General features: G+C 69.6%; 27 protein-coding genes. 14 read left to right on the plus strand and 13 right to left on the minus strand.

Annotated features, from left to right (window positions below; all coding sequences use genetic code 11):
- Positions 1–2 precede the first annotated feature (2 nt).
- The 3 genes from ACFV9G_RS22410 to ACFV9G_RS22420 are packed head-to-tail and all read right to left on the minus strand — an operon-like array spanning position 3 to position 3,103.
- On the minus strand, positions 3–974 hold the full coding sequence (locus tag ACFV9G_RS22410) for a fumarylacetoacetate hydrolase family protein (protein WP_378730037.1): 972 nt from the start codon (positions 972–974) through the stop codon (positions 3–5).
- A 9-nt stretch (positions 975–983) separates the two neighbouring features.
- A complete protein-coding gene (locus ACFV9G_RS22415; RefSeq protein ID WP_378730039.1) occupies positions 984–1,949 on the minus strand; it encodes a VOC family protein in 966 nt (321 codons plus the stop codon).
- Positions 1,950–1,975: 26 nt separating this feature from the next.
- Positions 1,976–3,103, minus strand: a complete 1,128-nt coding sequence (locus tag ACFV9G_RS22420) for an FAD-dependent monooxygenase (protein WP_378730041.1) — start codon at positions 3,101–3,103, stop codon at positions 1,976–1,978.
- A 117-nt stretch (positions 3,104–3,220) separates the two neighbouring features.
- On the opposite strand from ACFV9G_RS22420, the gene ACFV9G_RS22425 reads away from it, so the two are divergent.
- From ACFV9G_RS22425 to ACFV9G_RS22455, 7 genes are all read left to right on the plus strand, one after another.
- Positions 3,221–4,147 carry a LysR family transcriptional regulator gene (locus ACFV9G_RS22425; RefSeq protein WP_378730043.1) on the plus strand — a complete coding sequence of 309 codons (927 nt, stop codon included), beginning with the start codon at positions 3,221–3,223 and terminating at the stop codon, positions 4,145–4,147.
- A gap of 133 nt (positions 4,148–4,280) precedes the next feature.
- Entirely contained in the window at positions 4,281–5,471 is a 1,191-nt protein-coding gene (locus tag ACFV9G_RS22430; RefSeq protein ID WP_378730045.1) for an MFS transporter, read from the plus strand.
- Between the two features lie 18 nt (positions 5,472–5,489).
- Positions 5,490–6,683: an MBL fold metallo-hydrolase gene (locus tag ACFV9G_RS22435; protein WP_378730047.1), complete on the plus strand. Its 1,194-nt coding sequence runs from the start codon at positions 5,490–5,492 to the stop codon at positions 6,681–6,683.
- A 41-nt stretch (positions 6,684–6,724) separates the two neighbouring features.
- Entirely contained in the window at positions 6,725–8,812 is a 2,088-nt protein-coding gene (locus ACFV9G_RS22440; RefSeq protein ID WP_378730049.1) for a glycoside hydrolase family 2 TIM barrel-domain containing protein, read from the plus strand.
- A 176-nt stretch (positions 8,813–8,988) separates the two neighbouring features.
- Entirely contained in the window at positions 8,989–10,107 is a 1,119-nt protein-coding gene (locus ACFV9G_RS22445; protein ID WP_378730051.1) for an aromatic acid exporter family protein, read from the plus strand.
- A gap of 48 nt (positions 10,108–10,155) precedes the next feature.
- A complete protein-coding gene (locus ACFV9G_RS22450) occupies positions 10,156–10,863 on the plus strand; it encodes an LppX_LprAFG lipoprotein (protein WP_378730053.1) in 708 nt (235 codons plus the stop codon).
- Positions 10,860–12,578 carry an MFS transporter gene (locus ACFV9G_RS22455; protein WP_378730055.1) on the plus strand — a complete coding sequence of 573 codons (1,719 nt, stop codon included), beginning with the start codon at positions 10,860–10,862 and terminating at the stop codon, positions 12,576–12,578. The genes ACFV9G_RS22450 and ACFV9G_RS22455 overlap by 4 nt, the downstream gene beginning before the upstream one ends.
- Positions 12,579–12,581: 3 nt before the next feature.
- On the opposite strand, the gene ACFV9G_RS22460 is transcribed toward ACFV9G_RS22455, so the two are convergent.
- Entirely contained in the window at positions 12,582–13,130 is a 549-nt protein-coding gene (locus ACFV9G_RS22460; protein ID WP_378730057.1) for a DUF4188 domain-containing protein, read from the minus strand.
- An 89-nt stretch (positions 13,131–13,219) separates the two neighbouring features.
- Between ACFV9G_RS22460 and ACFV9G_RS22465 the strand changes: the two genes are divergently transcribed.
- Positions 13,220–13,852: a MerR family transcriptional regulator gene (locus ACFV9G_RS22465; protein ID WP_378730059.1), complete on the plus strand. Its 633-nt coding sequence runs from the start codon at positions 13,220–13,222 to the stop codon at positions 13,850–13,852.
- 24 nt (positions 13,853–13,876) lie between these two features.
- Here the strand turns inward: ACFV9G_RS22465 and ACFV9G_RS22470 are convergent, their stop codons facing one another.
- The 4 genes from ACFV9G_RS22470 to ACFV9G_RS22485 form a co-directional block, all read right to left on the minus strand.
- Positions 13,877–14,125, minus strand: coding sequence for a hypothetical protein (locus tag ACFV9G_RS22470; RefSeq protein ID WP_091046631.1), 249 nt, complete (start codon positions 14,123–14,125; stop codon positions 13,877–13,879).
- Between the two features lie 78 nt (positions 14,126–14,203).
- Positions 14,204–14,347: a GPGG-motif small membrane protein gene (locus ACFV9G_RS22475; protein WP_168381108.1), complete on the minus strand. Its 144-nt coding sequence runs from the start codon at positions 14,345–14,347 to the stop codon at positions 14,204–14,206.
- 195 nt (positions 14,348–14,542) lie between these two features.
- Positions 14,543–16,552, minus strand: coding sequence for a catalase (locus ACFV9G_RS22480; protein ID WP_378730062.1), 2,010 nt, complete (start codon positions 16,550–16,552; stop codon positions 14,543–14,545).
- A gap of 68 nt (positions 16,553–16,620) precedes the next feature.
- Positions 16,621–17,580, minus strand: coding sequence for a glycosyltransferase (locus ACFV9G_RS22485; protein ID WP_378730064.1), 960 nt, complete (start codon positions 17,578–17,580; stop codon positions 16,621–16,623).
- Between the two features lie 160 nt (positions 17,581–17,740).
- Between ACFV9G_RS22485 and ACFV9G_RS22490 the strand changes: the two genes are divergently transcribed.
- The 3 genes from ACFV9G_RS22490 to ACFV9G_RS22500 are packed head-to-tail and all read left to right on the plus strand — an operon-like array spanning position 17,741 to position 19,084.
- Positions 17,741–18,535 carry a sigma-70 family RNA polymerase sigma factor gene (locus ACFV9G_RS22490; RefSeq protein ID WP_378730066.1) on the plus strand — a complete coding sequence of 265 codons (795 nt, stop codon included), beginning with the start codon at positions 17,741–17,743 and terminating at the stop codon, positions 18,533–18,535.
- Between the two features lie 58 nt (positions 18,536–18,593).
- Entirely contained in the window at positions 18,594–18,818 is a 225-nt protein-coding gene (locus ACFV9G_RS22495) for a hypothetical protein (protein WP_378730068.1), read from the plus strand.
- Positions 18,815–19,084, plus strand: coding sequence for a hypothetical protein (locus ACFV9G_RS22500; protein WP_378730070.1), 270 nt, complete (start codon positions 18,815–18,817; stop codon positions 19,082–19,084). Before ACFV9G_RS22495 ends, ACFV9G_RS22500 begins: the two co-directional genes overlap by 4 nt.
- Before the next feature lie 84 nt (positions 19,085–19,168).
- On the opposite strand, the gene ACFV9G_RS22505 is transcribed toward ACFV9G_RS22500, so the two are convergent.
- The 4 genes from ACFV9G_RS22505 to ACFV9G_RS22520 all read right to left on the minus strand — a co-directional run bounded on the left by ACFV9G_RS22505 (position 19,169) and on the right by ACFV9G_RS22520 (position 21,009).
- Positions 19,169–19,495 carry a plasmid stabilization protein gene (locus ACFV9G_RS22505; protein ID WP_378730072.1) on the minus strand — a complete coding sequence of 109 codons (327 nt, stop codon included), beginning with the start codon at positions 19,493–19,495 and terminating at the stop codon, positions 19,169–19,171.
- 1 nt (position 19,496) lies between these two features.
- The gene (locus ACFV9G_RS22510; protein ID WP_378730074.1) at positions 19,497–19,640 is read right to left on the minus strand and encodes a hypothetical protein; all 144 of its coding nucleotides are present in this window, start codon (positions 19,638–19,640) and stop codon (positions 19,497–19,499) included.
- Positions 19,641–19,668: 28 nt separating this feature from the next.
- On the minus strand, positions 19,669–20,199 hold the full coding sequence (locus tag ACFV9G_RS22515; protein WP_378730076.1) for a sigma-70 family RNA polymerase sigma factor: 531 nt from the start codon (positions 20,197–20,199) through the stop codon (positions 19,669–19,671).
- A 189-nt stretch (positions 20,200–20,388) separates the two neighbouring features.
- Positions 20,389–21,009, minus strand: coding sequence for a DNA-binding response regulator (locus ACFV9G_RS22520; protein ID WP_378730078.1), 621 nt, complete (start codon positions 21,007–21,009; stop codon positions 20,389–20,391).
- Between the two features lie 156 nt (positions 21,010–21,165).
- Between ACFV9G_RS22520 and ACFV9G_RS22525 the strand changes: the two genes are divergently transcribed.
- Both ACFV9G_RS22525 and ACFV9G_RS22530 read left to right on the plus strand, forming a co-directional pair.
- Positions 21,166–21,741 carry a hemerythrin domain-containing protein gene (locus ACFV9G_RS22525; protein ID WP_378730080.1) on the plus strand — a complete coding sequence of 192 codons (576 nt, stop codon included), beginning with the start codon at positions 21,166–21,168 and terminating at the stop codon, positions 21,739–21,741.
- A 65-nt stretch (positions 21,742–21,806) separates the two neighbouring features.
- Positions 21,807–22,004: a hypothetical protein gene (locus ACFV9G_RS22530; RefSeq protein ID WP_378730082.1), complete on the plus strand. Its 198-nt coding sequence runs from the start codon at positions 21,807–21,809 to the stop codon at positions 22,002–22,004.
- A 3-nt stretch (positions 22,005–22,007) separates the two neighbouring features.
- On the opposite strand, the gene ACFV9G_RS22535 is transcribed toward ACFV9G_RS22530, so the two are convergent.
- On the minus strand, positions 22,008–24,029 hold the full coding sequence (locus tag ACFV9G_RS22535; protein ID WP_378730084.1) for a M3 family metallopeptidase: 2,022 nt from the start codon (positions 24,027–24,029) through the stop codon (positions 22,008–22,010).
- Between the two features lie 61 nt (positions 24,030–24,090).
- Here ACFV9G_RS22535 and ACFV9G_RS22540 point away from each other — a divergent pair, with 61 nt between their 5' ends.
- Entirely contained in the window at positions 24,091–24,588 is a 498-nt protein-coding gene (locus ACFV9G_RS22540; protein ID WP_378730087.1) for a beta-class carbonic anhydrase, read from the plus strand.
- Positions 24,589–24,647 lie beyond the last annotated feature (59 nt).

The raw sequence follows: 24,647 nt of genomic DNA on the forward strand, positions 1-24,647 counted from the left end.
TATCAGCGCAGTCGGGCGGCGGAAGCGCGGCGCCGCACCGGCGGCAGCTCGGGCGCGGGCGGCGCGACGGCGACGGTGTTGGTGAGGGTGCCGAGCCCCTCGACCTCGAGAGTGACCACGTCACCGGGCTGGAGCGGCTTCGGCTCCTGGACGCCACGGCGACCCCAGAGCTCGGCCAGGCACCCGCCGTTGCCGACGGTGCCCGAGCCGAGGACGTCGCCGGCGACCACGCGGGAGTCGCGGGAGGCGTACGCGATCATCGTCTCGAAGGTCCAGCCCATGTGGGCGAGACGGTCGCGGCCGACCTCGACACCGTTGACCGACACCGTGCACAGCAGGTCGAGGAAGCCGTCCTCGTCCTGGTACGGCTCCAGCTCGTCGGCGGTCACGATCCACGGCCCGAGCGTGGTCGCGAAGTCCTTGCCTTTGGCCGGCCCGAGACCGACCTGCATCTCGCGACCCTGCAGGTCGCGGGCGGACCAGTCGTTGAGGATCGTGTAGCCGAAGACGTACGCCCCGGCCTCCTCGGGAGGGACCGACCGCCCCGCGGAGCCGACGACGACGGCGACCTCCAGCTCGAAGTCGCGGGCCCCGCAGGCCGCCGGGAAGGGGACCTCCGCGCCCGGTCCGAGGATCGCGTGCGGGTTGGTGAAGTAGAAGGCCGGGACGTCGTACCAGGCGTCCGGGACGCCCTCGGCGCCGTCGACGGAGCGGCGTACGCCCTCGACGTGCTCCTCGAAGGCGACGAAGTCACGGACCGAGGCCGGTTCCAGCGGGGCCAGCAGCTCGACCTCGGCGAGATCGAGAGGCTCCACCGCCCGGGCACGGTCGGCGGCGCGGTCGAGGGCGTCACGCCCAGCCGCGATCAGCGAGCGCATCGAGTGCTCCGCGGCGAACGGGTGCAGTTCACCCTCGGTCACCAGGCCGACGCGCGGCGCGCCAATGACATGGTCGCGGTAGGTGGCGAGCTTCATCGACCCTCCTCAGACCGGCGGGGCGACGAAGACGCCCTTGTCGGGATCGTTGAACGACTTGCCGGCGACCAGCTCGTCCATCGGGTTGGCGGTGCCCCACTGGTCGGAGACGTTCGGGTCGCTGAAGTCGTACAGATGCGGGTGCCAGTTGTCTTCCACGAGCTCCTCGAGCTCGGTGGTGTACTCGATGGTGTTTCCGTGCGGGTCCAGGAAGTAGCTGAAGGTGTTGTTGCCGGCCAGGTGGCGCCCCGGCCCCCAGATCTTCTCGACGCCGGCGCGCAGCAGCCGCCCGGTGCCACGCATGTACTCATCGATCCCGCGCATCTCGAACGAGGCGTGGTGCAGCGCGACATGCGGCCCGCGGGCGATCGCGAGGCTGTGATGGAACGTGTTCGTACGCAGGAACCACATCATCGAGCCCAGCCGCGGGTGCATCAGGGTGTCGGAGAGCGCGAAGCCGAGGTGGCGCTGGTAGAACGCCACGGTCTGCTCGGGGTTGGGCGAGTTGATGACGACGTGGGAGAGCTTGACCGGTACCGACTCGCCCTCCTCGATCTTCCGATGTTGACGCACGGCAACATCGCAGGAGACCTCGACCGTACGTCCGTCGTTGTCGAAGAAGCGGAAGCCGTAGCCGCCGCCCGGCGTCAGCACCGGGCCGGGCTCACTGACGAGCTTCACTCCGGCCCGGCCGAGGCGCTCGGCCATCGCGTCCACGTCGGCCGGGCTTGCCGCGCCGAAGGCGATCAGGTCCAGGCGCTTGTCGTCGGCTCGGCGCAGACGCACGGAGTAGTGCTCCGGGGAGCCCTCCGCGGCCAGGAACGCCAGGCCGGAGTCGGTGGTCTCGGCCTTGAGCTTCCAGGTGTTCGTGTAGAACTCCAGCTGCCGCTCGTAGTCCGGCACGGCCAGGTCGACGTGGCGCAGGTGGGTGATCAGCCGCTCGGCGGGCGGGGTCTCGATGACGGTCTCGGTCACGGTGTTCTCCTCGTGAGATGGGTGGGTCAGGCGGGCTGGGTGACGAGGGTGGCGACGCGGGCCATCAGCCCGGGTACGTCACCGCGCTCGCGTGCCTTCAGCCAGGTGCAGAGCTGGAGCGAGGCCTCGACGACGGCCTTCGCGCGCGGCAGCCGGCGCTCGGTGAACGCGGGCCAGACGGCATCCAGGTCGTCGCCCGCCGTGAGCAGCTCGGCGAGCACGGCAGCGTCCTCGAGCGCCTGGGCGGCGCCCTGGGCGAGGGTCGGCGGGCAGCTGTGGGCGGCGTCGCCGACGATCACGACCCGGCCCCGGTTCCACGCGCCGTCGACGACGTGGCTCTCGAAGTGGGTGTGGTTCACGCGCTCGGCGTCGGTCAGGGACGCACAGATCTCGTCCCACGGCCCGTGGTACGCCTCGGCGAGCCCACGCATCACCGCCAGCCCCTCCTCGGCCGACAGCCCGGACCGGTCCTGGGCGGGCTCGACGACGTAGGCGTAGAGGCTGTCCTCGGAGGTCGGGCAGAAGCCCGCGATGTAGGACGGTCCGCCGTAGATCAGGTCGGTGCGGGTGACCGAGGCGGGCCTGCCCGTGAAAGCGCGCCAGATGCCCATGCCGACCGGCTCGGGCTCGATGTCGATGCCGATGGCGCGCCGCGTCCACGACCTCACTCCATCGGCTCCGACGACGACGTCGTAGCGTCCTCGGGACCCGTCCACGAAGGTGACGTCGACGCCCGTCTCGTCCTGGTCGAGCGCCGTCGGAGCGACCCCGAAGCGCACCTTGGCGCCGGCCGCGACAGCCCGGTCGAGGAGGATCCGGGCGAGGGTCGGCCGATACATCCCGAGGGTGGCGGGCAGGTCCGGCCCACCGGTGCGGTGGTCCTCGAGCTCGACCAGCAGGGTGCCGGCCGGGTCGGGCGCCCGCAGCCCGAGGGTGTCGTAGCCAAAGCCCGCCGCGCGGACCTGGTCCCACACGCCCAGGTCGCGCAGCACCCGCAGCGCGTTGCCCTGGAGGGTGATCCCCGAGCCGAGGGCGGCGATGTCCGGCTTGGCCTCGACGAGGTCGACAGAGATGCCCTGCTCAGCGAGCAGGATCGCGGTCGCCGTCCCGGCGGTTCCGGCACCGATGACGAGAACCGAGCTGATGGCGGACATGAGGTCTCCCTGGATGTGCGAGCTGGTCAAGTGACGAGCACCACTCTGAACCGCACGCAACTATTCGGGAAGAGCAGATTTCCTATCCTGCCTATACACCGCGTTTATAGTCGGACCATGGCGACCGATCCGCTCCGCAACCTCGATCTCAACCTGCTGCCGTCCCTGGACGCACTGCTCGAGGAGCGCAACGTGACCCGCGCGGCAGCACGGCTGGGGCTGAGCCAGCCCGCGGTCTCGGCGGCCCTGCGCCGGCTCCGGCGCCACTTCGGCGACGAGCTCCTGGTGCGGACCGGCAACCGCTACGACCTCACCCCGCTCGCCGCCCAGCTCCGCGGTGCCACCACGACGGCGCTGGCTGGCGTACGCCGGGTCTTCGAAGCCGAGCCGGGGTTCGACCCGGCCACCTCGACCCGCGAGTTCACCGTGGTCGCCTCCGACTACTCCACGACCGTCCTCGGCGACCACCTCGCCACCGAGCTGGCCCGCGAGGCGCCCGGCGTACGGCTCCGGTTCCAGCTCCAGACCCACGCCGACGTCGATCAGGCGCCGGAGTCGCTGCGGCACGTGGACGGGATGGTCCTCCCCCACGGGTTCCTCCAGGATCTGCCCGCGGTCGAGCTCCACACCGACGGCTGGGTGCTGGTCGTCTCGGCCGACAACGCGGCCGTCGGGGACACGATCACGATGGCTGAGCTCGCCGAGATGCCATGGGTGGTCACCCACCACGCCCCGACCGCCTTCACCCCGGCCGTACGCCAGCTCAGCATGATCGGGGTCGAGCCCGACGTCCACGTGGTGACCGAGAGCTTCCTCCCGGTCCCGTTCCTGGTCGCCGGGACCCCGCGCGTCGCCTTGCTGCAGCGCCAGCTCGCCACCCGGCTGGCGAGCACCGCCGGCGTACGCATCCTCGACTGTCCCTGGGACGTGGTCCCGCTGAAAGAGGCGTTCTGGTGGCATTCCGCGCATCGCGCGGATCCGGCGCACGGCTGGCTGCGCGCGATGATGACGCGTGCGGCGGCGCGACTGGAGCAGTCGGACTGACGCCGGACTGATGCCGGACTATCGACGGGACTGATACCCGGCAGAAGCAAGTTTGGCTTCCGCAATACCTCCTGGATCTCCCACGATGCTGTGACTGCTGTCACACCGTCTCGGCCCGATCCATGGAGACCCCATGCCCGACACCCTCACGCCCGTCCGGCGAGCCGGACGCCCACAGGGCTTCCTGCTGATGTTCATGAGCTGCCTGCCGATTCTCGGCGCGGTACTGCTGGCTCCCGTCCTGCCACGCATGCAGGACCACTTCGGGGACAGTGGCGCCGCGACCGCGCTGGTGCCGCTCTCGCTCACCGTCCCCGCGCTGATGATCGCGCTGCTGGCGCCGTTCGCGGGCCGCATCGTGGACAGGTTCGGGCGCAAGCGGTTGCTGCTGACCGGCCTGGCGGTCTACGCCGTGTTCGGCACCGCGCCGCTGTGGCTGGACGGACTGGCCGCGATCGTGCTCAGCCGGGCGGGTGTCGGCGTCGCCGAGGCGGCGATCATGACCTGCTGCACCACGCTGATCTCCGACTACTTCTCCGGCACCGAGCGCGACCGCTGGCTCGGCATGCAGACCGTGTTCGCATCCCTGTCGGCGACGTTGTTCTTCGCCCTCGGCGGGGCGCTGGGCGCCCAGGACTGGCGCAACCCGTTCTGGCTCTACGCCTCCAGCCTGCTCTTCCTCGTCCTCGCCGCGGCGCTCATCTGGCAGCCCGCCGGCGAGAGCGCCCGGTCCGGGGAGCGCACTCCCCTCCCTCCGTTGCCCACCCGCGCCCTCGCGCTGCCGTGCGCGGTCACGTTCGTCGGCGGCATCGTCTTCTACACCCCGATCGTGGAGCTGCCCTATGTGCTCGACGCGGCCGGGATCACCGCCGTCCCCACCATCGGCGCGTTCACCGCACTCGCCTCGCTGGCCACGGCCGGTGGTGCGTACGCCTTCGGCCGGGTCTCCCGCCGCGGCACCGCCACGCTGCTGCCCATCGCCTTCGGGCTGGCCGGGACCGGTCTGGTCGTGCTCGGCGCCACGTCGTTGGTGCCGGTCATCGTGCTCGGCGCGGTCATCGCTTCGGCCGGCACGGGCCTGATGCTGCCCACCCTGCTCGTCTGGGCGCAGTCCGGCCTCACCTTCGAGCAGCGCGGCCGTGGCACCGGCCTGTGGACCGCCGCACTCTTTCTCGGCGAGTTCGTCTGTCCCCTCCTAGTCGTCGCCTTCACCGGTGCACTCGGCGGCCTCGGCGCCGCGGTCGCCCTCGTCGGCGCCATCGCCGTCGTCCTCGCCCTCCTCACCCGCCGTGTCCTCACCCGCGACGTAGCCGTCACCGCCTGATCCAGGGAGCCGATCCAGATGTGTCATGTCCTCCACGAGGCCGTCGCCTCGATCCCCTCGACCGACAGACGCCGACTGCTGTCGATGATCGGCCTCGGAGCCGTCGGCGCGGTGGCCGCGACAGCCATGGGTACGCCGGCAGCGTCCGCGACGTCCGCGACGAAGCGCCGCTCTACGGCACGGACCCGCGTGGTGCTGCTCGGCACCTCAGGCGGTCCGGCCGTGCTCGACGGCGGCCGGCACGGGGTCTCGACCGCGATCGCGTTCGAGGACCAGGTCTACGTCGTCGACCTCGGGGTCGGCGCCTTCGGCCGGCTGCAGCAGAGCGGCCTCGCCCCGGACACCGGCCTCGGGTCGGCGCTCTCCTGGGTGCGCGGCATCTTCTTCACCCACCTGCACAGCGACCACACCGTCGACTGGCCCACGACGTACGCCATCGGGTCGATGAACATCGTCGAGCGCTCCGGTCGGCCGATCCAGGTCTTCGGTCCGGCTCGGCGCGACACTCTCAGCCGGGTCTTCCCAACCACCCGTCCGGCGCCCGCCCTCGTCAACCCGGACGACCCGATGCCCGGGATCTCCTCGATGACCGGTCATCTGCGCAACGCGTTCGCCCAGGACTTCAACGATCGGCTGCGGGACAGCAACTTCCCCGACCCGGACACTCTCTTCGAGGTCCACGACATCGACCACTCGGCGCTGTGGACGATCGATCCCGAGGGCGTCCCGCCGCGGCTCGAGGCCCCGATCGAGGTCTGGAAGGACGGCGAGGTCACCGTGACAGCGACGCTTGTCGATCACCACCCCACTGCGCCGGCGTACGGCTATCGCTTCGACACCCCGGACGGGTCGGTCGTCGTCTCCGGAGACACCTGCGTGAGCCAGAACCTCATCGATCTGGCGCGCGGCGCGGACGTCCTCGTCCACGAGGTGATCGACCCCGAGTTCGTCGAACGGCTCACCGCGGCCCTACCGCCCGAGACCGCCGAAGCGCTCCGCAAGCATCTGCTGGAGTCGCACACCACCATCGAGCAGGTCGGCCGTGACGTCGCCGAACCGGCCGGCGTCGGCACCCTCGCCCTGTCCCATCTCGTCCCCGGCAACAACCCCTCCGCACGCTGGCGCAAGGCCCAGCGCGGCTTCTCCGGCGACCTGGTGATCGGTGAGGACCTGACGGTGGTCCCGGTCGGTCGCGCTCGCTGGAACAACTGACCCTCGCCCCGATCCGCCGGACCTGAGAGAAGGAACACTCCATGCCCTCATCAACCCATCGCCCACTGGCGATCTCGACCGACCGTCGCCGGTTCCTCACCATGGCCGGAGCAGGGACTGCCGCCGCTGCCGTGCGGCCTGTCCTTGGTGCCGTCCCCGCCGAGGCCACGCCTGCTTCTTCGTCGGCGCGACGCAGCGTCGAGGTGTCGTCGGGGTGGGCTTTCCATCTCGGGAAGAGCGCCGACGAAGCAGCGTGGGACGAAGTGGACCTGCCCCACACCTGGAACGCGTTCGACGCCCAGGACGGCGGTGGTGACTACTACCGCGGCACCGGCTGGTACCGCCGCCGCGTGCAGGTGCCGGCTCAGCTGCGCGGGCGGGAGCTGTTCCTCGAGTTCGGCGGGGCAGGCCAGGTGACCGAGGTGTATGTCAACGGTGCTCTGGTCGGTGCACACGCCGGCGCGTTCGGGCGGTTCCGGGTCGAGGTCACCGAAGCCCTTGGAAGCGGGGGAACGGTCGCCGTGAAGGTGGACAACACCTCACGCCCTGACGTGGCGCCGCTCGCCGGAGACTTCAACGTCTACGGAGGCCTCTACCGCGGCGTACGCCTCATCGGGACCGCCCGCTCCCACCTCGACCTGCTCGACTCGGGGGGATCCGGGGTGATCATCCGGCAACGCTCGCTCACCGACGCGCTGGCCGTCGTCGAGGTGACCTCGCGGGTCGTGAACCCAGCAGGCACCGACGTGGTCACCCGGGTGATCGACCGACGCGGACGGACAGTCGCGACGTGCACCTCCCCCGCAGCCGAGACGGTCCGTCAGGTCGTGGACATCTCCCGCCCGCACCGATGGGATGGGCCGACCGACCCTTATCTGTACACCCTCGAGGTGTCCGTGGTGCGTGAGGGAAAGGTGCTCGACGCCGTGGCGGAGCCGTTGGGGCTGCGTACGATCGACATCGACGCCAACCTCGGTCTGCTCCTCAACGGGCGTCCCCACCGGATCCACGGCGTCAACCGCCACCAGGACCGGGCCGACCAAGGCTGGGCGATCTCGCGGGAGCAGACCGTCGAGGACTTCGCGCTGATGCGGGAGATGGGCGTCACCGCCGTCCGCCTCGCCCACTATCCCCAGGACGGCTTCGTCTACGCCCTCGCCGACCGGCACGGGATCCTGCTCTACTCCGAGGTGCCCTATGTCGGCGGCGTGCCCAGCCCGCCCGGTTCCAATGACAGCCCGGAGCTCACCGCCAACCTGGTCGCCCAGGCGCGCGAGATGGTTCGCGGTCTCGGCAACCATCCCTCCGTCGCATGGTGGGGCATCGGCAACGAGCTCGGCGACACCACCCACGTCAATGCGAACCTCGCCGCGATCGAGGAGACGATCAAGGCCGAGGACCCGACCCGGCACACCTCCTACGCCCACCTCAGCGGCTTCTACCCCAACGAGTCCGGCGTGCTCGACCATGCCGACCTGTCGGGCTACAACCGTTACGACGGCTGGTACGCCGGCACCCCCGCCGACTTCGGCCGCTGGGCCGACGCGCTGCACGCCGGCGACCGGGCGCGCCGCCTCGGCATCACCGAGTACGGCGCCGGCGCGAGCGTCCTGCAGCACCAGGAGTGGCCCGGTGTCGCGGGTGGTCTCGACACCAGCGCCCCGCACCCCGAGGAGTATCAGGCCTACCACCACTCCCAGCTCTGGCCGCAGATTGCGGCGCGGCCCTATCTGTGGGGGTCGTTCGTCTGGGCCATGTTCGACTTCGCCAGCGACGCCCGACACGAGGGTGACGCCCACGGCCTCAACGACAAGGGCCTGGTGACGTACGACCGCAGCACCTGCAAGGCGGCCTTCTACTACTTCCGTTCGGCATGGACCCGCACCCCTACGTTGCGGCTGGTCGAGCGCGGGTGGACAGAGAGGACCGAGGCGGCGACGACGGTGCACGTCTTCTCCAACGCCGACGAGGTGACCCTGCGTCTGAACGGCAGGGTCGTGGGGACGGTGGCGGTGGAGAACCACACCGCCGCGTTCCCGTTGACCCTGCGTACCGGCATCAATCGGGTCATCGCCACCGCTTTCTCGAACGGCCGGCGCGTCACCGACGAGGCGAACTGGACACTGTGACGGATGCGCTGCTGTGGCGAGGTCATCTTCTGATCCGGGAGGGTTATGAACCGGCATCCCCCGGGGTACCGGGTCCGTCATTCACTGCAGAGGGAGCGGGTCATGACAACTGCCGTCACATCTGTCGCCGTCGCCGCGGGCCGAACCGTCCGTCCTGAGCCCCGCATCGTCAGGTGATGTCCGGTTCCACCGTGGCCACGCGCCGTGGAGCACAGGCGGCGGCACCTGTAGCGGGGCGTGCGGCTCGGCTCCGCGCGCACGTCCGCCGGCTTCCGTGGGGTCAGGCCCTGACGGCGGCGGTCGCGGGTGCCATCGCCTTCGGGGTCGGTGCGGTCTTCCCCGGGCCGGCGGGCGAGTTCCCCTACTACGCGCCCTTGGGGGCCGTGGTGGCGATGTCCTCGACCGTGCTGGGCTCGGTTCGCAAGTCCGTCCAGAGCATCCTCAGCATCTGGCTGGGCTCGGCCATCGCACTGGCTATCGGGGCGGTCCTCTCGCCGGGGCCCGTGACGGTGGCCCTGGTGATCGGGCTGGGGACGATCGTCGGGAGCTGGGACCGGCTCGACGACACCGGCCATTGGGTCCCGACGGCGGCCCTGTTCGTGCTGATCATCGGAACCGGCGATCCCGTGGCGTTCGTGAGCGCCTTCGGCGGCCTCACCCTGATCGGGACGGCGATCGGGGTCGCGATGACGATGCTGTTCCCACAGCTGCCTCTCGCGCCCGCGGAGCGGGCGATGGGCGATGTCCGTAGCGAGGTGCTCGTCCAGCTCCGGCGACTGGCACATGCCCTGCAACGGGACCGGCCACCGACAGAGGATCAGTGGAGCGAGTTCCTGACCCAGCTGGTGCCGACCCTGCAGACCATGCGCGCCGCGAGGCAGCTCGTCCTCGATGCGTCCCGCGCCAACGTGCGGCGGGAGCACCACCGAGACCGTCTGGAAAGACAGCTCGAGCAGGCAGCGAGCCTCGAGCGGGTGTGCCTTCTGGTCGAGGAGCTCACCCAGCTCCTGGAAGAGGAGGAGCGGGCGGAGAACGATCAGCTCGGTCTGGGTGCAGAGCTGCGCCCTCCGACGGCGCGAGCACTGCTCGCTCTCGCAAATCTGGTGGAGTCGGGAGACGGGCGCACCGCCGACCCCGAGGCCAAGACGGAGGCACAAGATGCCCTGGCCGAGCTCGTCGACCAGATCCATGACGTACGTGGGGGCGGATCCTCGGATGAGGACCTCTTCACCGCCGGCAGCATCGTCACCACCATCCGCCGGTGCCTGGAGACTCCACGCCCGGTCCACCGATGAGGCGACCTGGGCACCACGAGGGTTGCGGGGCGTGGCATTCTGAGCCGCATGCCACTGACCCTGCCCCGCCTCGCCTTCGCTCTCATCGCCCTTCTGGCCGCGCTTCTCGTGATGACCTCGTGCGGTGACGAGGACCCGGCCAAGGGACGGACACCGCAGCAGGTGCTCGCCGCGGCGCAGAAGAACCTCGACGAGACGAGCGGGATCAACTTCTCGATCGCCTCCGACGACCTGCCCGAGGGCATCACGACGCTGAAGGCGGCGACCGGGACGCTGACCCGCGAGCCCGCGTTCGAGGGCACGCTCACGGTGCCGGTGATGGGCGCCGAGGCGCAGGTCGAGGTGGTATCGGTCGACGGCGTCGTCTACGCGAAGCTGCCGTTCACGACCACCTTCCAGGTGCTCGACCCGGCCGACTACGGCGTTCCCGACCCGGCCGCGCTGATCGCGCCGACGACCGGCATCTCCTCGCTGCTCGCCGCGACCGAGGACGTGAAGATCGGCAAGTCGGTGCGTGGCGGCGCCGACAACGACGAGATCTACTCGACCTACACCGGCACGCTCCCGGACACCGCGGTCCAGAAGATCCTCGCCGGTGCGACCGGCGACTTCGACGTCACCTACATCATCAACGACTCCGACGAGCTCACCGAGGCCACCATCAAGGGCAACTTCAGCGGTGAGGGCGAGGCGGCGTACTCCTACACGATCGACGTGACCGAGTACGGCGTCGAGAAGGAGATCACCAAGCCGTGAGGGCAGTCCTGTGTCTGGCGGCCGTCGCGGTGGCGTTCGCCGCCGCGGACACCTATGTCGTCGTGCTGGCGCTGCCGGACATGATGGCGGGTGTCGGGCTCTCGATCGAGGAGCTGCAGCGGGCAGCGCCGTTGATCTCCGGGTTCCTGCTGGGCTATGTGGCGGTGCTGCCGCTGATCGGACGCCTCGCCGACCTCCTCGGGCACCTGCCCGTGCTCGTCGGCGGGCTGGTCGTCTTCGCGTTCGGCTCGTTCCTGACGGCGCTGTCGTGGGACCTGTCCGCGATGGTGGTCGGCCGGTTCTTCCAGGGGCTGGGCGGTGGCGCGCTGGTGCCGGCGACCCTCGCGCTGGTCGCGGCGCTCTACCCCGCTGAGCGACGTGGGGTTCCGCTCGGGCTGGTCTCGGCGGTCCAGGAGCTCGGCTCGGTGCTCGGGCCGCTCGTCGGTGCGGCCGTGCTCGCCGTCGCGGACTGGCGCGCGATCTTCGTGCTCAACCTCGTGGTCGGCCTCGTGCTGGCGGTGGCGATCCGGGGGCTGGGCCGCTCGGACGCCGCGCGGGGCCGCCCACGACGACCTGACGTGATCGCGCTGCTGCTGTTGCTGGTCGCCGGCGCGGCGTTCGTGCTGCTGGCGATCGAGCCGACAGCCCTGGTCCAGGACCTGACCTGGGGCGCGCTCTACGTTCCCGCGGCCGGAGCGACCCGCTGGCTGACCCCGCTGGGCCTGGTCACGATCATCGCCACCGTCGGGTTCTTGGTGAAGTGCGGCCTGCGGCCGGGCGTACGCCGCGTGCTCGGCCGGATCGTCGCCGAGGTCGACCTCCTCGGGGCGCTGCTGCTCTCGTTCGCCCTGGCCGGGGTGATCCTGGCCTTCGCGACCGCCGACCCCGAGGTGGCGGTCTTCTCCGAACAGGGCACCTGGTACCTGGTCGCCGGCGGGCTGGCGCTGCTCGGCTTCGTCTTCCATCTGCGCCGGGCGCAGGACCCGATCGTGCCCCGCGGCGCGTTCGCCCGGACGCCGGCGTGGGGATCGGTGCTGATCTCGTTCTTCGTCGGCGCCGCACTCGTGGCGGCGCTGATCGACGTGCCGCTCTTCGCCCGCACCACGATCTACGGCGACAGCCAACTGAAGGCGGCCCTGGTGCTGCTGGAGTTCCTGATCGCGCTGCCGGTGGGTGCGGTCGCGGGCGGCTTCCTCACCCGGCGACTGCCGGCGGGGGTGATCGCGGGTGGCGGGATGCTGCTGGCCGCGGTGGCGTTCGTGCTCATGGCCCGTTGGGACGCCGACGCGCTGCGCTCGCTGTCGGCGACCGTCGTGCTCGTCGCGGGCGGCCTCGGCTTCGGCCTCGCCCTGGCGCCGGTCAACGCGGCGATACTGGCCACGACCGAGCAGTCGATGCACGGCCTGACCACCTCCTTCACCGTCGTGGCCCGCATGGTCGGCATGTTGGTCGGCATCTCGGCGCTGACCACGATCGGCCTGCGCAGCTACTACGCCGCCCAGGCAGACCTGCCGTCGCTGTCGTCGGTGTGCACCGGAGGCGGCATGTGCGAGGACTATCAGGACCTGCTCATCGGCGCCGCCATCGCCCAGGAGCACACCGTCTTCGCCGGCGCCGCGGTCTGCGCCGGGATCGCCGCGCTGCTCTCGATGCTGCTGCTGCGGGGCGCGCCGACACGTGCACTGTCGCCGAGCGCGACCGTCACCGCGTTGTAGGAGTCACGTCTCCACGTACTCCGGGCGGGTGGATCCCATCCGCTCGTGGGTCCTGTTCCGCCGGCCGGCGGACCGCTCGACGACGCCGAGCGCCGCCCCGAGGCCGAAGGCCGGCATGTTGCCGTAGAGCGTCTCGACCTGGTCGGCGGGGACCCGGTAGGTCTCGTGCCAGATCCCGATGTCGCCGGTCGAGGCCGCGCGCCGGTTGAAGGCGGCCCAGGCGGGCGCATGCGAGAGCGCCGGGTCCTTGGCGAACCGGCCGAGCTCCTCGACGCTGCGCCAGTACTGCACCGTCAGCAGCGACCGACCCGACCAGTAGCTGCGTGCCGAGAGCAGGCCGAGGTCGCGGTTCTTGGCGAGCTCGGCGAGCATCCGCGGCATCGCGACGAACACCGGGAACCAGCTGCGCACCTTGCGCCACCGGTGGATGTGCATCCCGATCAGGAACACGACGACCTCGTCCGTTCCGACATCGGCGACGCTGTGCCCGGGCGTGACGCCGTCCGGAACGTTCTCAGGAGCCTCCCGATAGGCCCGGGCGATCTTCGACATTCCCGTCCCCCTTGACTGGATAGCGATAGTATCTAGTCTAGGATAGTGCTCCTATCCAGCAGCGCTGTCAACAAGTTCCCGGAGGAACGATGCGGATCTCCGAGCTGGCCGACTCGACCGGCGTGAGCGTCGCGACCATCAAGTACTACGTCCGCGAGGGCCTCCTCTCCCCCGGCAGGAAGATCTCCGAGCGCCTGGCCGACTACGACGGCCGGCACGTACGCCGCCTGCGCCTGCTCCGTGTCCTGCGCGATGTCGGTGCCGTGCCCGTCGGGGCGCTCAAGGTGCTCGTCGACGTGGCCCAGGACCGGACCGCATCGGTGCACGACATGTTCGGTGAGGCCTGCGACGCGCTCCGCACCGAGACGACCATCCTCGGGGTCCGCGACGACCACACGCGGCACCTCGCCGACCAGATCGTCGACCAGGCGGGGTGGACGAAGGTGCGACCGGACGCACCCGAGCGCGACCACCTGGCCGGCATCATCAAGGTCATCCTGGACAGCGGACTCCCCACCGACCCCGAGGGCGCGGCGACCTACCTCCCCCTCGTCGACGCGATCGCCGCCTACGAGCTCGACCAGATCGACGACACCCAGGACCGCGAGGCGATGATGGAGCAGATGGTCCTGGGGCAGGTCGTGCTCGGGGAGTTCCTGCTCTGCCTGCGCCGCCTGGCCCACGAGCACCACAGCGCTCTGCGATTCGCCGAGCGCAGCTGAGCGAGTCGGCCGGGGCGTACGCGCTCAGGAGCCGCTGGTGACCCTGTCCCTCACACCCGTCACGCCGAACGAGTGGGCACAGTGGGCGCAGCAGAACATGTGCTCCTCGTTCTGCACCCCGTGCCCGAGGATGCGGCTACCGCAGTTGACGCACACGGGCGCGATCACCGACACGGCGCACTCGATCGAGTCGAAGACATGATGCTCCCCGGAGGCCGTCGTCACCTCGAAGCTCTCGTCGTAGTCGTTGCCGCATGTGGCGCACTTACCCATGGTCGTTCCTTTCGTCTTCGCTTCACGCTGGACGCCACCCGGCCCGGGGCCCCTGAGGGGCACCGGGCCGCATGGTGTCTATGTGAAGATGCTGACGCCACCAGGGCCGACCAACAGGCCGACGATGATGAGGACTGCTCCCCAAAGAATCTGGCCACGGACCAGCGCCAAGATGCCGCCGATAACCAGGACTGCCGCGATCAGCCAGAGAATTAGTGCCATGTGGATCTCACCTCGTGTGTAGTTGTTGTGGGGGATGCTCAGACCTTGTCGTCCGAGCGGCTACGGAGCAGGGGCTTCGTTTCTCGGCACCCTGCACGGAGTTGGCCTGCGGATCACTCCTCATGATTTCTCTTGTTCGTACACTCCTCCCGGTACCCAGTTCGCGCGGCTGTAAACCCTCCTTACGGCAAACCTTCAGGAGAGCGCGAACCTCTCCCATGAGCGGTGGGCGGCGAGCAGGTCGGGAAGCTCGGCTGCTGCCACCGAGGCGGACTCCTCGGCCTTGACCCCCGGCGCGGGGACCGTGATCCCCGCCGTCGCGACGGCCTCGACCCCGTCGCCCCAGGTCAGCAGCGCCTTGCCGTGACGGAAGATCTCCTCGATCAGCAGCAGCACGTGCACGTCCGAGGCGACGGCTGCGGTGCCGTCAGCGACCACGAGCGCGTCGAACTCGACGGAACGAGCGGTCGAGAACGTACGCTGCACGGCCACCTCACCGCCGAGCGGCGCGGCCGTCGGCGCGATGAGCGCCGGCGTCATCCCCGAGCCGAGAAGCGCCGTCCGCAGCCCGTCGACCTCGTCGGCCGGGCTGTCGGGGCTGACGAGGATCCCGACGACCCGACCGTCCGGCGGGAAGGAGCCGCCGAGCATCGACAGGGCCGGACTCGGCTCCGGGTCAGGCAGCTCGCTCGTCGGCGAGGGCGCCGGCAGGCCGAGGGCGGTGGCGACGCCGTCACACAGGTCAGGGGCGATCTCGGCCAGGCACTGCAGCTGTCGCTCCCGGATCGCCTGTTCGTGGACCTTGCCCAGCTCGAAGGCGTACGCCGCGGTGATGTGCTGCTTCTCGACCGGTGTCATCGACACCCAGAAGAGCCGCGCCTGGCTGAAGTGGTCGTCGAACGAGGCCGGCTGGGTGCGCTGCTTGGTCGTCTCGGGCACCGTCACCGGGTTGTCCAGGAAGGCTCCTTGCGGGTCGCCTGCCAGGAACGGACAGCCGCCGTCGAGCGAGTTGGGGTGGTAGGGCGCGACGCCGCTGTGGACCTCGTCCTGATGGAACCCGTCGCGCAGCATGTCGTTGACCGGCGCGTGCGGCCGGTTGATCGGGATCTGGTTGAAGTTCGGCCCGCCGAGCCTGGTCAGCTGGGTGTCGACGTAGGAGAAGAGCCGCGCCTGCATCAGGGAGTCGTCGGTGACGTCGATGCCGGGCACGAGGTTGCCGACGTGGAAGGCGACCTGCTCGGTCTCGGCGAAGTAGTTGGTGGGATTCCGGTCGAGGACCAGGCGTCCGATCCTCTGGACCGGCGCGATCTCCTCGGGAACCAGCTTGGTCGGGTCGAGCAGGTCGATCCCTTCGTACGTCTGCTCCGGGGTGTCCGGGAAGACCTGGATGCCCAGCTCCCACTCCGGGTAGGCGCCGGCCTCGATCGCGTCGGCGAGGTCGCGGCGGTGGAAGTCCGGGTCGAACCCGCCGAGCATCTGGGCCTCCTCCCAGAGCAGACCGTGCACGCCGAGCTTCGGCTTCCAGTGGAACTTGACCAGGCTCGTCCTCCCCTCGGCGTTGACGAGCCGGAAGGTGTGGACACCGAAGCCCTCCATCATCCGGTAGGAGCGGGGGATGCCGCGGTCGGACATGTTCCACAGCGTGTGGTGCTGGGCCTCGGTGTGCAGCGAGACGAAGTCCCAGAAGGTGTCGTGCGCCGACTGGGCCTGCGGGATCTCACGGTCGGGGTGCGGCTTGCCGGCGTGGATGACGTCGGGGAACTTGATCCCGTCCTGGATGAAGAAGACCGGGATGTTGTTGCCGACGAGGTCGAAGGTGCCCTCCTCGGTGTAGAACTTCGTCGCGAACCCGCGGGTGTCGCGCACCGTGTCCGCGCTGCCGCGCGAACCCAGCACCGTGGAGAACCGCACGAAGACCGGCGTCTCCCGGCCCTCGGCGAGGAAGCCGGCGCTGGTCACGGTCTCGGCCGTTCCGTACGCCGTAAAGGTGCCGTGCGCACCGGCTCCGCGGGCATGGACGACGCGTTCAGGAATCCGCTCGTGGTCGAAGTGGGTGATCTTCTCGCGCAGATGGTGGTCCTGGAGCAGGGTCGGGCCGCGCTCGCCCGCCTTGAGGGACTTGTCGGTCTCACGCAGGCGCACACCGCCCGAGGTGGTCAGCCACTCGGTCTGCTCGGAGGCGCCGGGGCTCGGCGTGTCGGTCATAGCGGTCCTTCGGTCGGGGACAGAGGTCGAACGCCCCGTACCCGCGCCGACGCCTCACGATGCCCGGATCACCTCGGGCCGGTGGCGACCCACCGGAGCACGTCGTCCCACTCGTCGAGGAACCGCTCCAGGCCGTAGCGCTTTCTCGCATATCGACGCCCGATCAGCCCGGCCTCCTCGGCGACGTCGGGGTCCTTCATCAGGTGGCGTACGGCCGGGACGATCTCGTCGCGGCGGGTGGTGACGAAGCCAGCCTCGTGCGGCACCGCGAGCGGGGTCTCGGTCATGGCCAGGGCGACGACAGGCATGCCCAGATGCATCGCTTCCAACAGGGAGAGACCCAGCGAGGTCCAGCGGTTGAGGTGGACGTAGACGCGTCGTCGCGGAAGGTGGTCGTGCAGATCCTGCTGCGACAAGTCCTCGTATGTCCGAAGACCCTCGCAGGCGGGCAGGCGCTCGACGCGCATGCCGAAGACATCGGCGCCGACGCCCTCGGCCAGCGCCGGGATCAGGTCGGCGCCGACCGAGCGGCCGCGGCGTACCGGATCGTTGACGACCACTCCGGCGCGCTCGATGTCGCCGGTGTAGCGGCGGCCCGGGTCGACGATGCCATGCTCGATCACGGTGGTCGGGGTGCCGGTGCAGTCCCAGACGAGATCGTTGAAGCCGGTCACGTGCACGATCGGGATACCTCCGCCCGCCATCGGATGACGGGTGTCAGGGACCCCACCGGCGGGAGTGTTGTGCTCCAGGTAGACCGCGGGTACGTCGCGCCCCGGACGGCGTCCGCCGAGCCACTTCTCGGCCAGCTCGACCTCGTGCGGACGCTGCAGGACGACGACGTCGACCTCCTCGTCGGCAAGCGCCTCGATGCCCACCTGGCGGGCCGACGTCGGCCACTCGCAGGTGCGAGAGCGACCCTGCCCGTCGGGGCCGCGGTCAGGGCTGATGGGGAGGATGTAGTCATGGCGACCGCGCACGAACGCCGTCGTCCAGGCCGCGCGCACGTGCCAGGTCAGGATTCTCATTCCCTCTCGGTGCCCCGGAGTGCCGTCGGTGATGCTGCGAGGGGACAAGTCTTCACCCGCTCACCCCAAAGGGTGGTTGCGCCGACGTCGTCGCGCACCCACGGGGGTGAAGTTGGCACCGGAGCCGTTGGGAGTGGGTCGATTCGGGCACTACCTACACATGACGACGACAACTTTCGAGACAGACCTACCCCGAGCCGAGCGACAGCGTCTGACCTCAGAGCTGTTGGCGGAGGCACATACAGCTGAAGGCGAGGAGCGGGACCGAATCCTCGAGGAGGTGATCCTGCTCAACGCCGCGGTCGCCCGCTCGATCGCGCACCGCTACACCGGCCGAGGCATCCCCCGTGCCGATCTCGAGCAGGTGGCGTACATCGCCTTGGTCCGTGCCGCGAAGAGCTTCCATCCTGATCGCGCCGACGACTTCCTCACCTATGCCGTGCCGACGATCCGCGGTGAGGTGAAGCGCTGGTTCCGTGACCACGGCTGGACGGTGCGGCCGCCGCGCCCCATCCAGGAGCTGCAGGGAACACTGCTGCGGATCGGGTCGGAGCGGGGCACCCTATCCACCTCCGAGCTGGCCGAGATCGCCCACGTCCCGGAGCAGAAAGTGCGCGAGGCGCTCGACGCCCGAGGCTGCTTCACCCCGTCCTCCCTGGATGCGCCGCTGCGCCCCGGCCAGGACCAGTCCTCGGCCGACGCGACCATCGGCGACATGCTGCCCGGCACCGACGGCGGGATGGCCGACTGCGAGACCCGACTGTCGCTGGAACAGGCGATCAGTTCCCTGTCCCCGCGCGATCAGGTCGTGGTGAGGCTGCGCTTCGTCGAGGACCGTAACCAGGTTGAGATCGGCGAGGCCATCGGCGTCACCCAGACCCAGGTCTCCCGGATCCTGACCCGGGTCATCGACGAGCTGCGTGGCCAGCTCGAAGACCTAGGAATCGCCGCATGACCTGCACCCACAACGGGTACGGACGAAGAGAGCCGACCCCGACACAAGGAGATCTGGCATGACGTACTCAACGATCACCGGCGAACGCACCGACACCGCCCAGCGCTCGCTGTGGAACGGCACGACGCCCAAGACCAAGTGGCAGGAGTCGTCCTGGGGCAAGCGGATCGCGGCCGTCGCCGCGTTCGCGGCGCCGATCGTGATGGCCGTCGCCACCACCGTCATCCGCAAGAAGGGCACCGACGCCGTGCTGCGACGGATCAAGGGAGGCAAGAAGAAGTGAGGACCAAACGGAACCTCTTCACCTTTGCGCTGGGCGGAGTGGCCGGCTACCTCGTCGGCCGCTACCCCCACGAGACCATCGAGAAGGTACGCAGCGGAGCGGGCACGACCGTCGGCCTGGCCCGTGAGCGGATCGGCATGATCTCCGAGGCCGTCCCGTTCGCGCGGGCCGGCGACCACCGCGCCGTCACCACACAGCCCCCGGAGACCGGCGACGACGTCATCGACCGCACCTCGACCGCGTACGTCTCTCGTCCGCACCCCTGATTCCGCGTATGGATCCGCAGACGGAATGGCCGCCGACCCTGTCCTGACGGGTCGGCGGCCATTCTCCGTGGGAACAGCGCAGAGCTAGCGCCCCACAGCCTTCTCGAGCTCAGCCTTGTTCATCTTCGAACGTCCCTTGACGTTCTTGTCCTTGGCCTCCTCGTACAGCTGGGCCTTGGTTCGCCCGCCCGAGCCGCGGTGACTGCGTAAGCCACCGCGGCGGCCTGAGGAGATGTCCTTGGTCGAGGTGCGGCTGCGTTCGCGGGACTCTCCGCCGCGGGCGCGCTCCTTGTTCACCGTACGAGCCGCGATCTCCTCGGCGGTGTCCTCGTTCTCACCACGCTCGAGCAGACCTTCCTTGATGTGCTCGTACTGTCGTTCTCTCTTCTTGCTCCAGGCACGCTGTGGCATATCAACTCTTCCTTCCCGGCTGATCGAAGCGCTCCTCGTCATCGGCGACGCGCTTGTTGCGGCGGGCGTCGTAGAGCCAGGCGGCGACGCCGACCAGCACGACGATCGCCCCGATCACGGTGAAGATGACGGCTTGGGTAGTCATGTCTTCCGGTACCCACCACCTGCACCGGTTACGCGGCGACGGCGACCCGCATGCTGCGGATGATCCGGGCCAGGGCGCGGGAGACCTGCGCCTGGGTGGCATTGATCTTCTCGCCGACCTCGGCCTGGGTCAGGCCGTCGACGAAGCGCAGCCGCAGGATCCTCAGGTCCCTCTCGCAGAGATCGCCGATCGCCTCCCCCACCAGCACCCGCGCCTCGGCGCGGTCGAAGCCAGGGTCGGCCTCGCCGTAGTGCTCGACGAGCGAGTCCCACCCGTCGTCCACCCGCTCCGGGGGTGCACAGCGAGCGAGGTCCCGGAAGCAGCGACGCATCTCGCCCTTGGCCATCGGTACGGCATAGCTCAGGAACGCGCCCTGCGCGGGGTCGTAGAGGCGGGCCGCCTTCACCAGCCCCATGTGCGCGGCCTGGCGAAGGTCGTCGGCCTCGACACCGCGGCCCGAGTAGCGGGCGGCCAGCGAGCGTGCCACCGGGAGGTGGCGTACGACCAGATCTTCCTGCTGAAGGGGAGGCAGCGGCGATGCTTCCGGTGTCCTGTCCATGATTCGAGTCTGTCGCGCGGACCAGCCAGATATCCACGCTCAGGGGAGAAATGGCCCTCAGGGGTGAGCTCAGCCCCCACAGCACACTCACCCCTGAGGGTTAGAACCGCGGTCCCGGGTCAGTTGCCGAGACCGCGGCACCGACAGTGCGGACGTGGTGTCACTCCCCCAGGACGTAGCAGGGAGAAGTCACCCAGCCTGCTCTGTCGACACGGTGTCGGTAACCATCCTGGCCCCCACGGATGCGCCCGATTCCACGGAATTCTCGTCGGGTGGCGCGAACCCGTGGGTGATCGACCAGCTGACCGCCTGGCTGCGGGTGGTGACCTCGATCTTTCGGTAGGCCTGTCGGATGTGGCTCTTGAGCGTGTTCACGCTCAGAACGAGCTTGGCGGCGATCTCCTTGTTGGACAGTCCCTGGGTGATCAGCGCGAGCACCTCGACCTCGCGCGTGGTGAGCCCGGCGACCGTGCCGAGCCGGTCCTGGCGCTCCCCCAACGGCTCCCCGGCGGCGGTGAGCTCGATGGCGCGTACGAGCTCACCGGCGTGCACACTCATCGAGACCCAGGCCTTGGCACCGAGCGAGTAGGCCTTGACGCGCAGGTCGGGGCGCATGTCGCGGCTGAAGATCAGCACCTTGGCATCGGTCTCCTGCAGCAGATGCACGAGGTCGGACCCGTCGGCCAGATGCAGACCGAGAGTGTCGTAGAGGATCACGTCGACACCCTGCGCACGGCTGCGCACGGACGGAAGCGCCGTCACGACCAAGCGGTCAGGATAGTCCGCGAGCATGCTGGTGAGCCCCCGCATGACAACTTCCTGCGGACTGACCACCGCAACCCGCAAAAACCCCGCCCTCATCACTCCTGAACCTTCTCAGATCGGTGGTCGGTTGGACAGGTGTATGGGCAGAACACGCCGCGGGTACCTGTCTCATGTCCACAGAACCTGAGACAGGAGCAGCACATGTCCCATGTGACCGACGATCTCAAGAGGGCCTCCGACCTACCCGAGGGTGACGTGATCAGGGTCCTGCTGCAGCAGCACGCCGGCATCCGGCAGCTCTGCGCGACGGTGGCGAACTCCGAGGGCCCGGCCAAGCGCCAGGCGTTCGACGATCTCCGGGTCCTGCTCGCGGTGCACGAGACCGCCGAGGAGATCGCCGTCCATCCGGTCACCTCGACCCATGGTGGCGAGACGCTCGCCTCGGCGCTCAACGCCGACGAGAAGGAGGCGATCGAGATGCTGGCCCGGCTCGAGGGTGTCGGTGTCGACAGCCCCGAGTTCGACGAGACGTTCCCGATCTTCCGGATCGCGGTCGAGCAGCACGTCGAGGAGGAGGAGCGTGTCGAGTTCCCGCTGCTTCTCAGCGAGATCGACGAGACGGCGCGTCACATGATGGCCAAGCGGCTCACGGCGACCGAGCTGGTCGCACCGACCCACCCTCACCCCGGCTCGGCCGGATCGGTGCCCAAGCAGCTGGCCACCATGCCGTTCCACTCCATCGTGGACCGTGTCAAGGACGCGCTGAGCCGTTCGTGACGTGGCACAGTGGATGCCGGACGGCATCGACGACATCATCGAAGTCTTCAGATGGGAGCAGAACCATGGTCGAGAAGGAAACCAAGGATCCGGAGACCGGCGCGGACGAGAGCACCGAGTCCCCGATCCCCTTCCCCACCCCCGAGCGGGTCGTGGAGGAAGGCGAGGAGCGCGATCGCCAGGACGAGACCGAGGAAGAGACCTTCCCCGCCAGCGACCCGCAGTCCAGCTGGGCGGGCCCGGCGGATCCTCGAGACCGCTGAGGCTCAGGCCAGGCCCCGGCGCTCCAGCAGCGGAGCGATCGGGGCCGGTCGGCCGCGCCACTCCGCATAGGACTCCAGCGGGTCCCGGGTGCCACCGATGCCGATCACATAGCGGACGTACGCCTCGCCGTTATCCCTGGTCAGGCCGCCGTTCTCCTTGAACCAGGCGACCGTGTCCGCGTCCAGGACCTCGGACCAGATGTAGGAGTAGTAGGCCGAGGCGTAGCCACCGAAGATGTGCTTGAAGTACGCCGTGTAGTAGCGCGCCCGCACCGCCGGGTTGTCCAGGCCGACCGCCGTGAGCGTGGCGGCCTCGAACGCCTCGACCGCCTCCGGCGAGGTCGGCACCTCCGCCGGACCGAGCTCGTGCCAGGCCAGGTCGATCAGCGTGGCGGCGAGGTATTCGGAGGTCGCGAACCCCTCGTTGAAGGTGGCGGAGGCCTCGAGCTTGCCGAGCACGTCGGCCGGGATCGGCTCACCGGTCTCGTGATGGACCGCGTAGTTGGCGAGCACCTCGGGCCAGAGCATCCACATCTCGTTGACCTGGGAGGGGTATTCCACGAAGTCGCGGTAGACCGAGGTCGCCGCGAACCGCGGGTAGGTCGCCCGCGCCAGCAGCCCGTGGAGCGCGTGCCCGAACTCGTGGAAGAGCGTGTTGACCTGGTCGAAGGTGAGCAGCGTCGGCTCCCCCGGCGCCGGCTTGGGCACGTTGAGGTTGTTGGTCACGATCGCCGACGGCTCGCCCAGCAGCGTGTTGGCGGTGACGTAGGAGTTCATCCAGGCACCGCCCTTCTTCGAGTCCCGGGTGTAGAGGTCGAGCAGGAAGAGGCCGATCGGCTCGCCGTCGCGGGAGACCTCGAAGACCCGCACCTCGGGGTGGTAGCCGTGCAGGTCGGGCCGCTCCTCGAAGGTCAGCCCGTAGAGCCGGCCGGCGGCGAAGAAGACGCCGTCGCGCAGCACCCGGTCGGCCTCGAACCACGGCCGTAGGACGGCCAGGTCGACGTCGTATTCCGAGACCCGGACCTTCTCGGCGTAGTAGGGCCAGTCCCAGGCCTCGATCACCCCGCCGGCCGATGCCTCGAGCGCGGCCTGCTCGGCCCGGGCGTTGCGGGCCGCAGGCGCAGCCAGCCGCTCCAGCATGTCGCGAACGGCCTTCGGCGTGCCGGCGGTGTTGTCGGCGGTCACCAGGCCGGCGTAGCTGTCGAACCCGAGCAGCTGGGCCTTCTCGGCCCGCAGCCGCAGCGCGTCGAGCGCGATGCCGCGGGTGTCGTTGGCGTTGCCGCGCGAGCCGCGGGCGAGCTGCGCCTCGAACAGCCGCTGACGAAGCTCTCGGTTCTCCAGCACCGACAGGTAGGGGTGGGCCGTGAACAGGGTCAGCGTGATCAGGAACCTGCCCGCCAGTCCCCGGCCCTCGGCGGCCGCCGCGGCAGCGGAGATCTCGCCCGGCGTCAGCCCGGCGAGCTCCTCGACGGTGTCGACGACCACGGCGAGGTCGTTGGAGTCGGCCTGCGCCGCCTGCCCGAAGGCTGCCTCCAGCCCGGAGATCTCCTGGTTGAGCTCGCGCAGCCGCGCCTTCTGCTCCGGCCCCAGCGCAGCGCCGGCGAGGACGAAGTCGCGGTGGTAGCGCTCGACCAGATAGCGGTCCTCCCCCTCGAGCTCATCCCTCTTCTCGTAGACCGCGTTCACCCGAGCGAAGAGCGAGTCGTCGAGGAGCAGCGCGTCGTGGTGGGCCGCCAGCCGCGGAGCGTACGCAGCATGGAGGTCGTCCAGGTCGTCGTCGGAGTCCGCGGAGAGCAGCGAGAAGAAGACCCGCAGGACCCGGTCCAGCCGCTCGCCGGACCGCTCCAGGGCGACCAGGGTGTTCTCGAAGCCGGGTTCCTCGGCGGAGGAGGTGATCGCGGCCAGCGCCGCCAGCTGCTCGGCCATCCCCTGCTCGATCGCCGGGCCGTAGTCCTCGATCGAGATGTCGGCGAAACGCGGCAGTCGGTGGGGCAGGTCGCTGGGCTCGAGTAGGGCGTCGATCACATCGCGCACGCTATCTGACACAGCGTGAGGTCGTCGCCGCGATATCGGCTACCTTGGCGTCATGGCCGATTTCGATGACCTGCTTGCTGCGAACCGCGACTATGCCGAGAAGTTCGACGACGGAGGCTTCGACGGCGTCGCCCACGCCGGGGTCGCCATCGTGACCTGCATGGACTCGCGCATCGAGCCGCTCGCTCTGCTGGGCCTGAGCCTCGGCGACGCCAAGATCTTCCGCAACCCCGGCGGCCGGGTGACCCCGCAGGCGATGGAGGCGCTGGTCCTCGGCGTCCACCTCCTCAACGTCAAGCGCATCCTGGTCGTGCCCCACACCCGCTGCGCGGTCGCCTCCAACACCGAGGCCGAGCTGCGCGCCAAGCTCGCCGAGTCGGCCGGCCAGGACGCCTCCTGGCTCGACCTGACCGTCGTCGTCGACGACCAGGTCCGCGCGCTCGCCGAGGACGTCGCCAAGGTCCGCTCGCACCCGTTCGTCCCCGAGGACGTCAAGGTCGGCGGTTTCATCTACGACGTCGACACGGGTCTGCTCAACCAGAAGATCTGAGCCTACGACCCTGCGAGCGAAGCGAGCAGGGTCGTAACGCGAAGAGATCGAGCGTGACG

This window comes from Nocardioides sp. NPDC059952, assembly GCF_042730435.1.
Taxonomy (GTDB): Bacteria; Actinomycetota; Actinomycetes; order Propionibacteriales; family Nocardioidaceae; genus Nocardioides.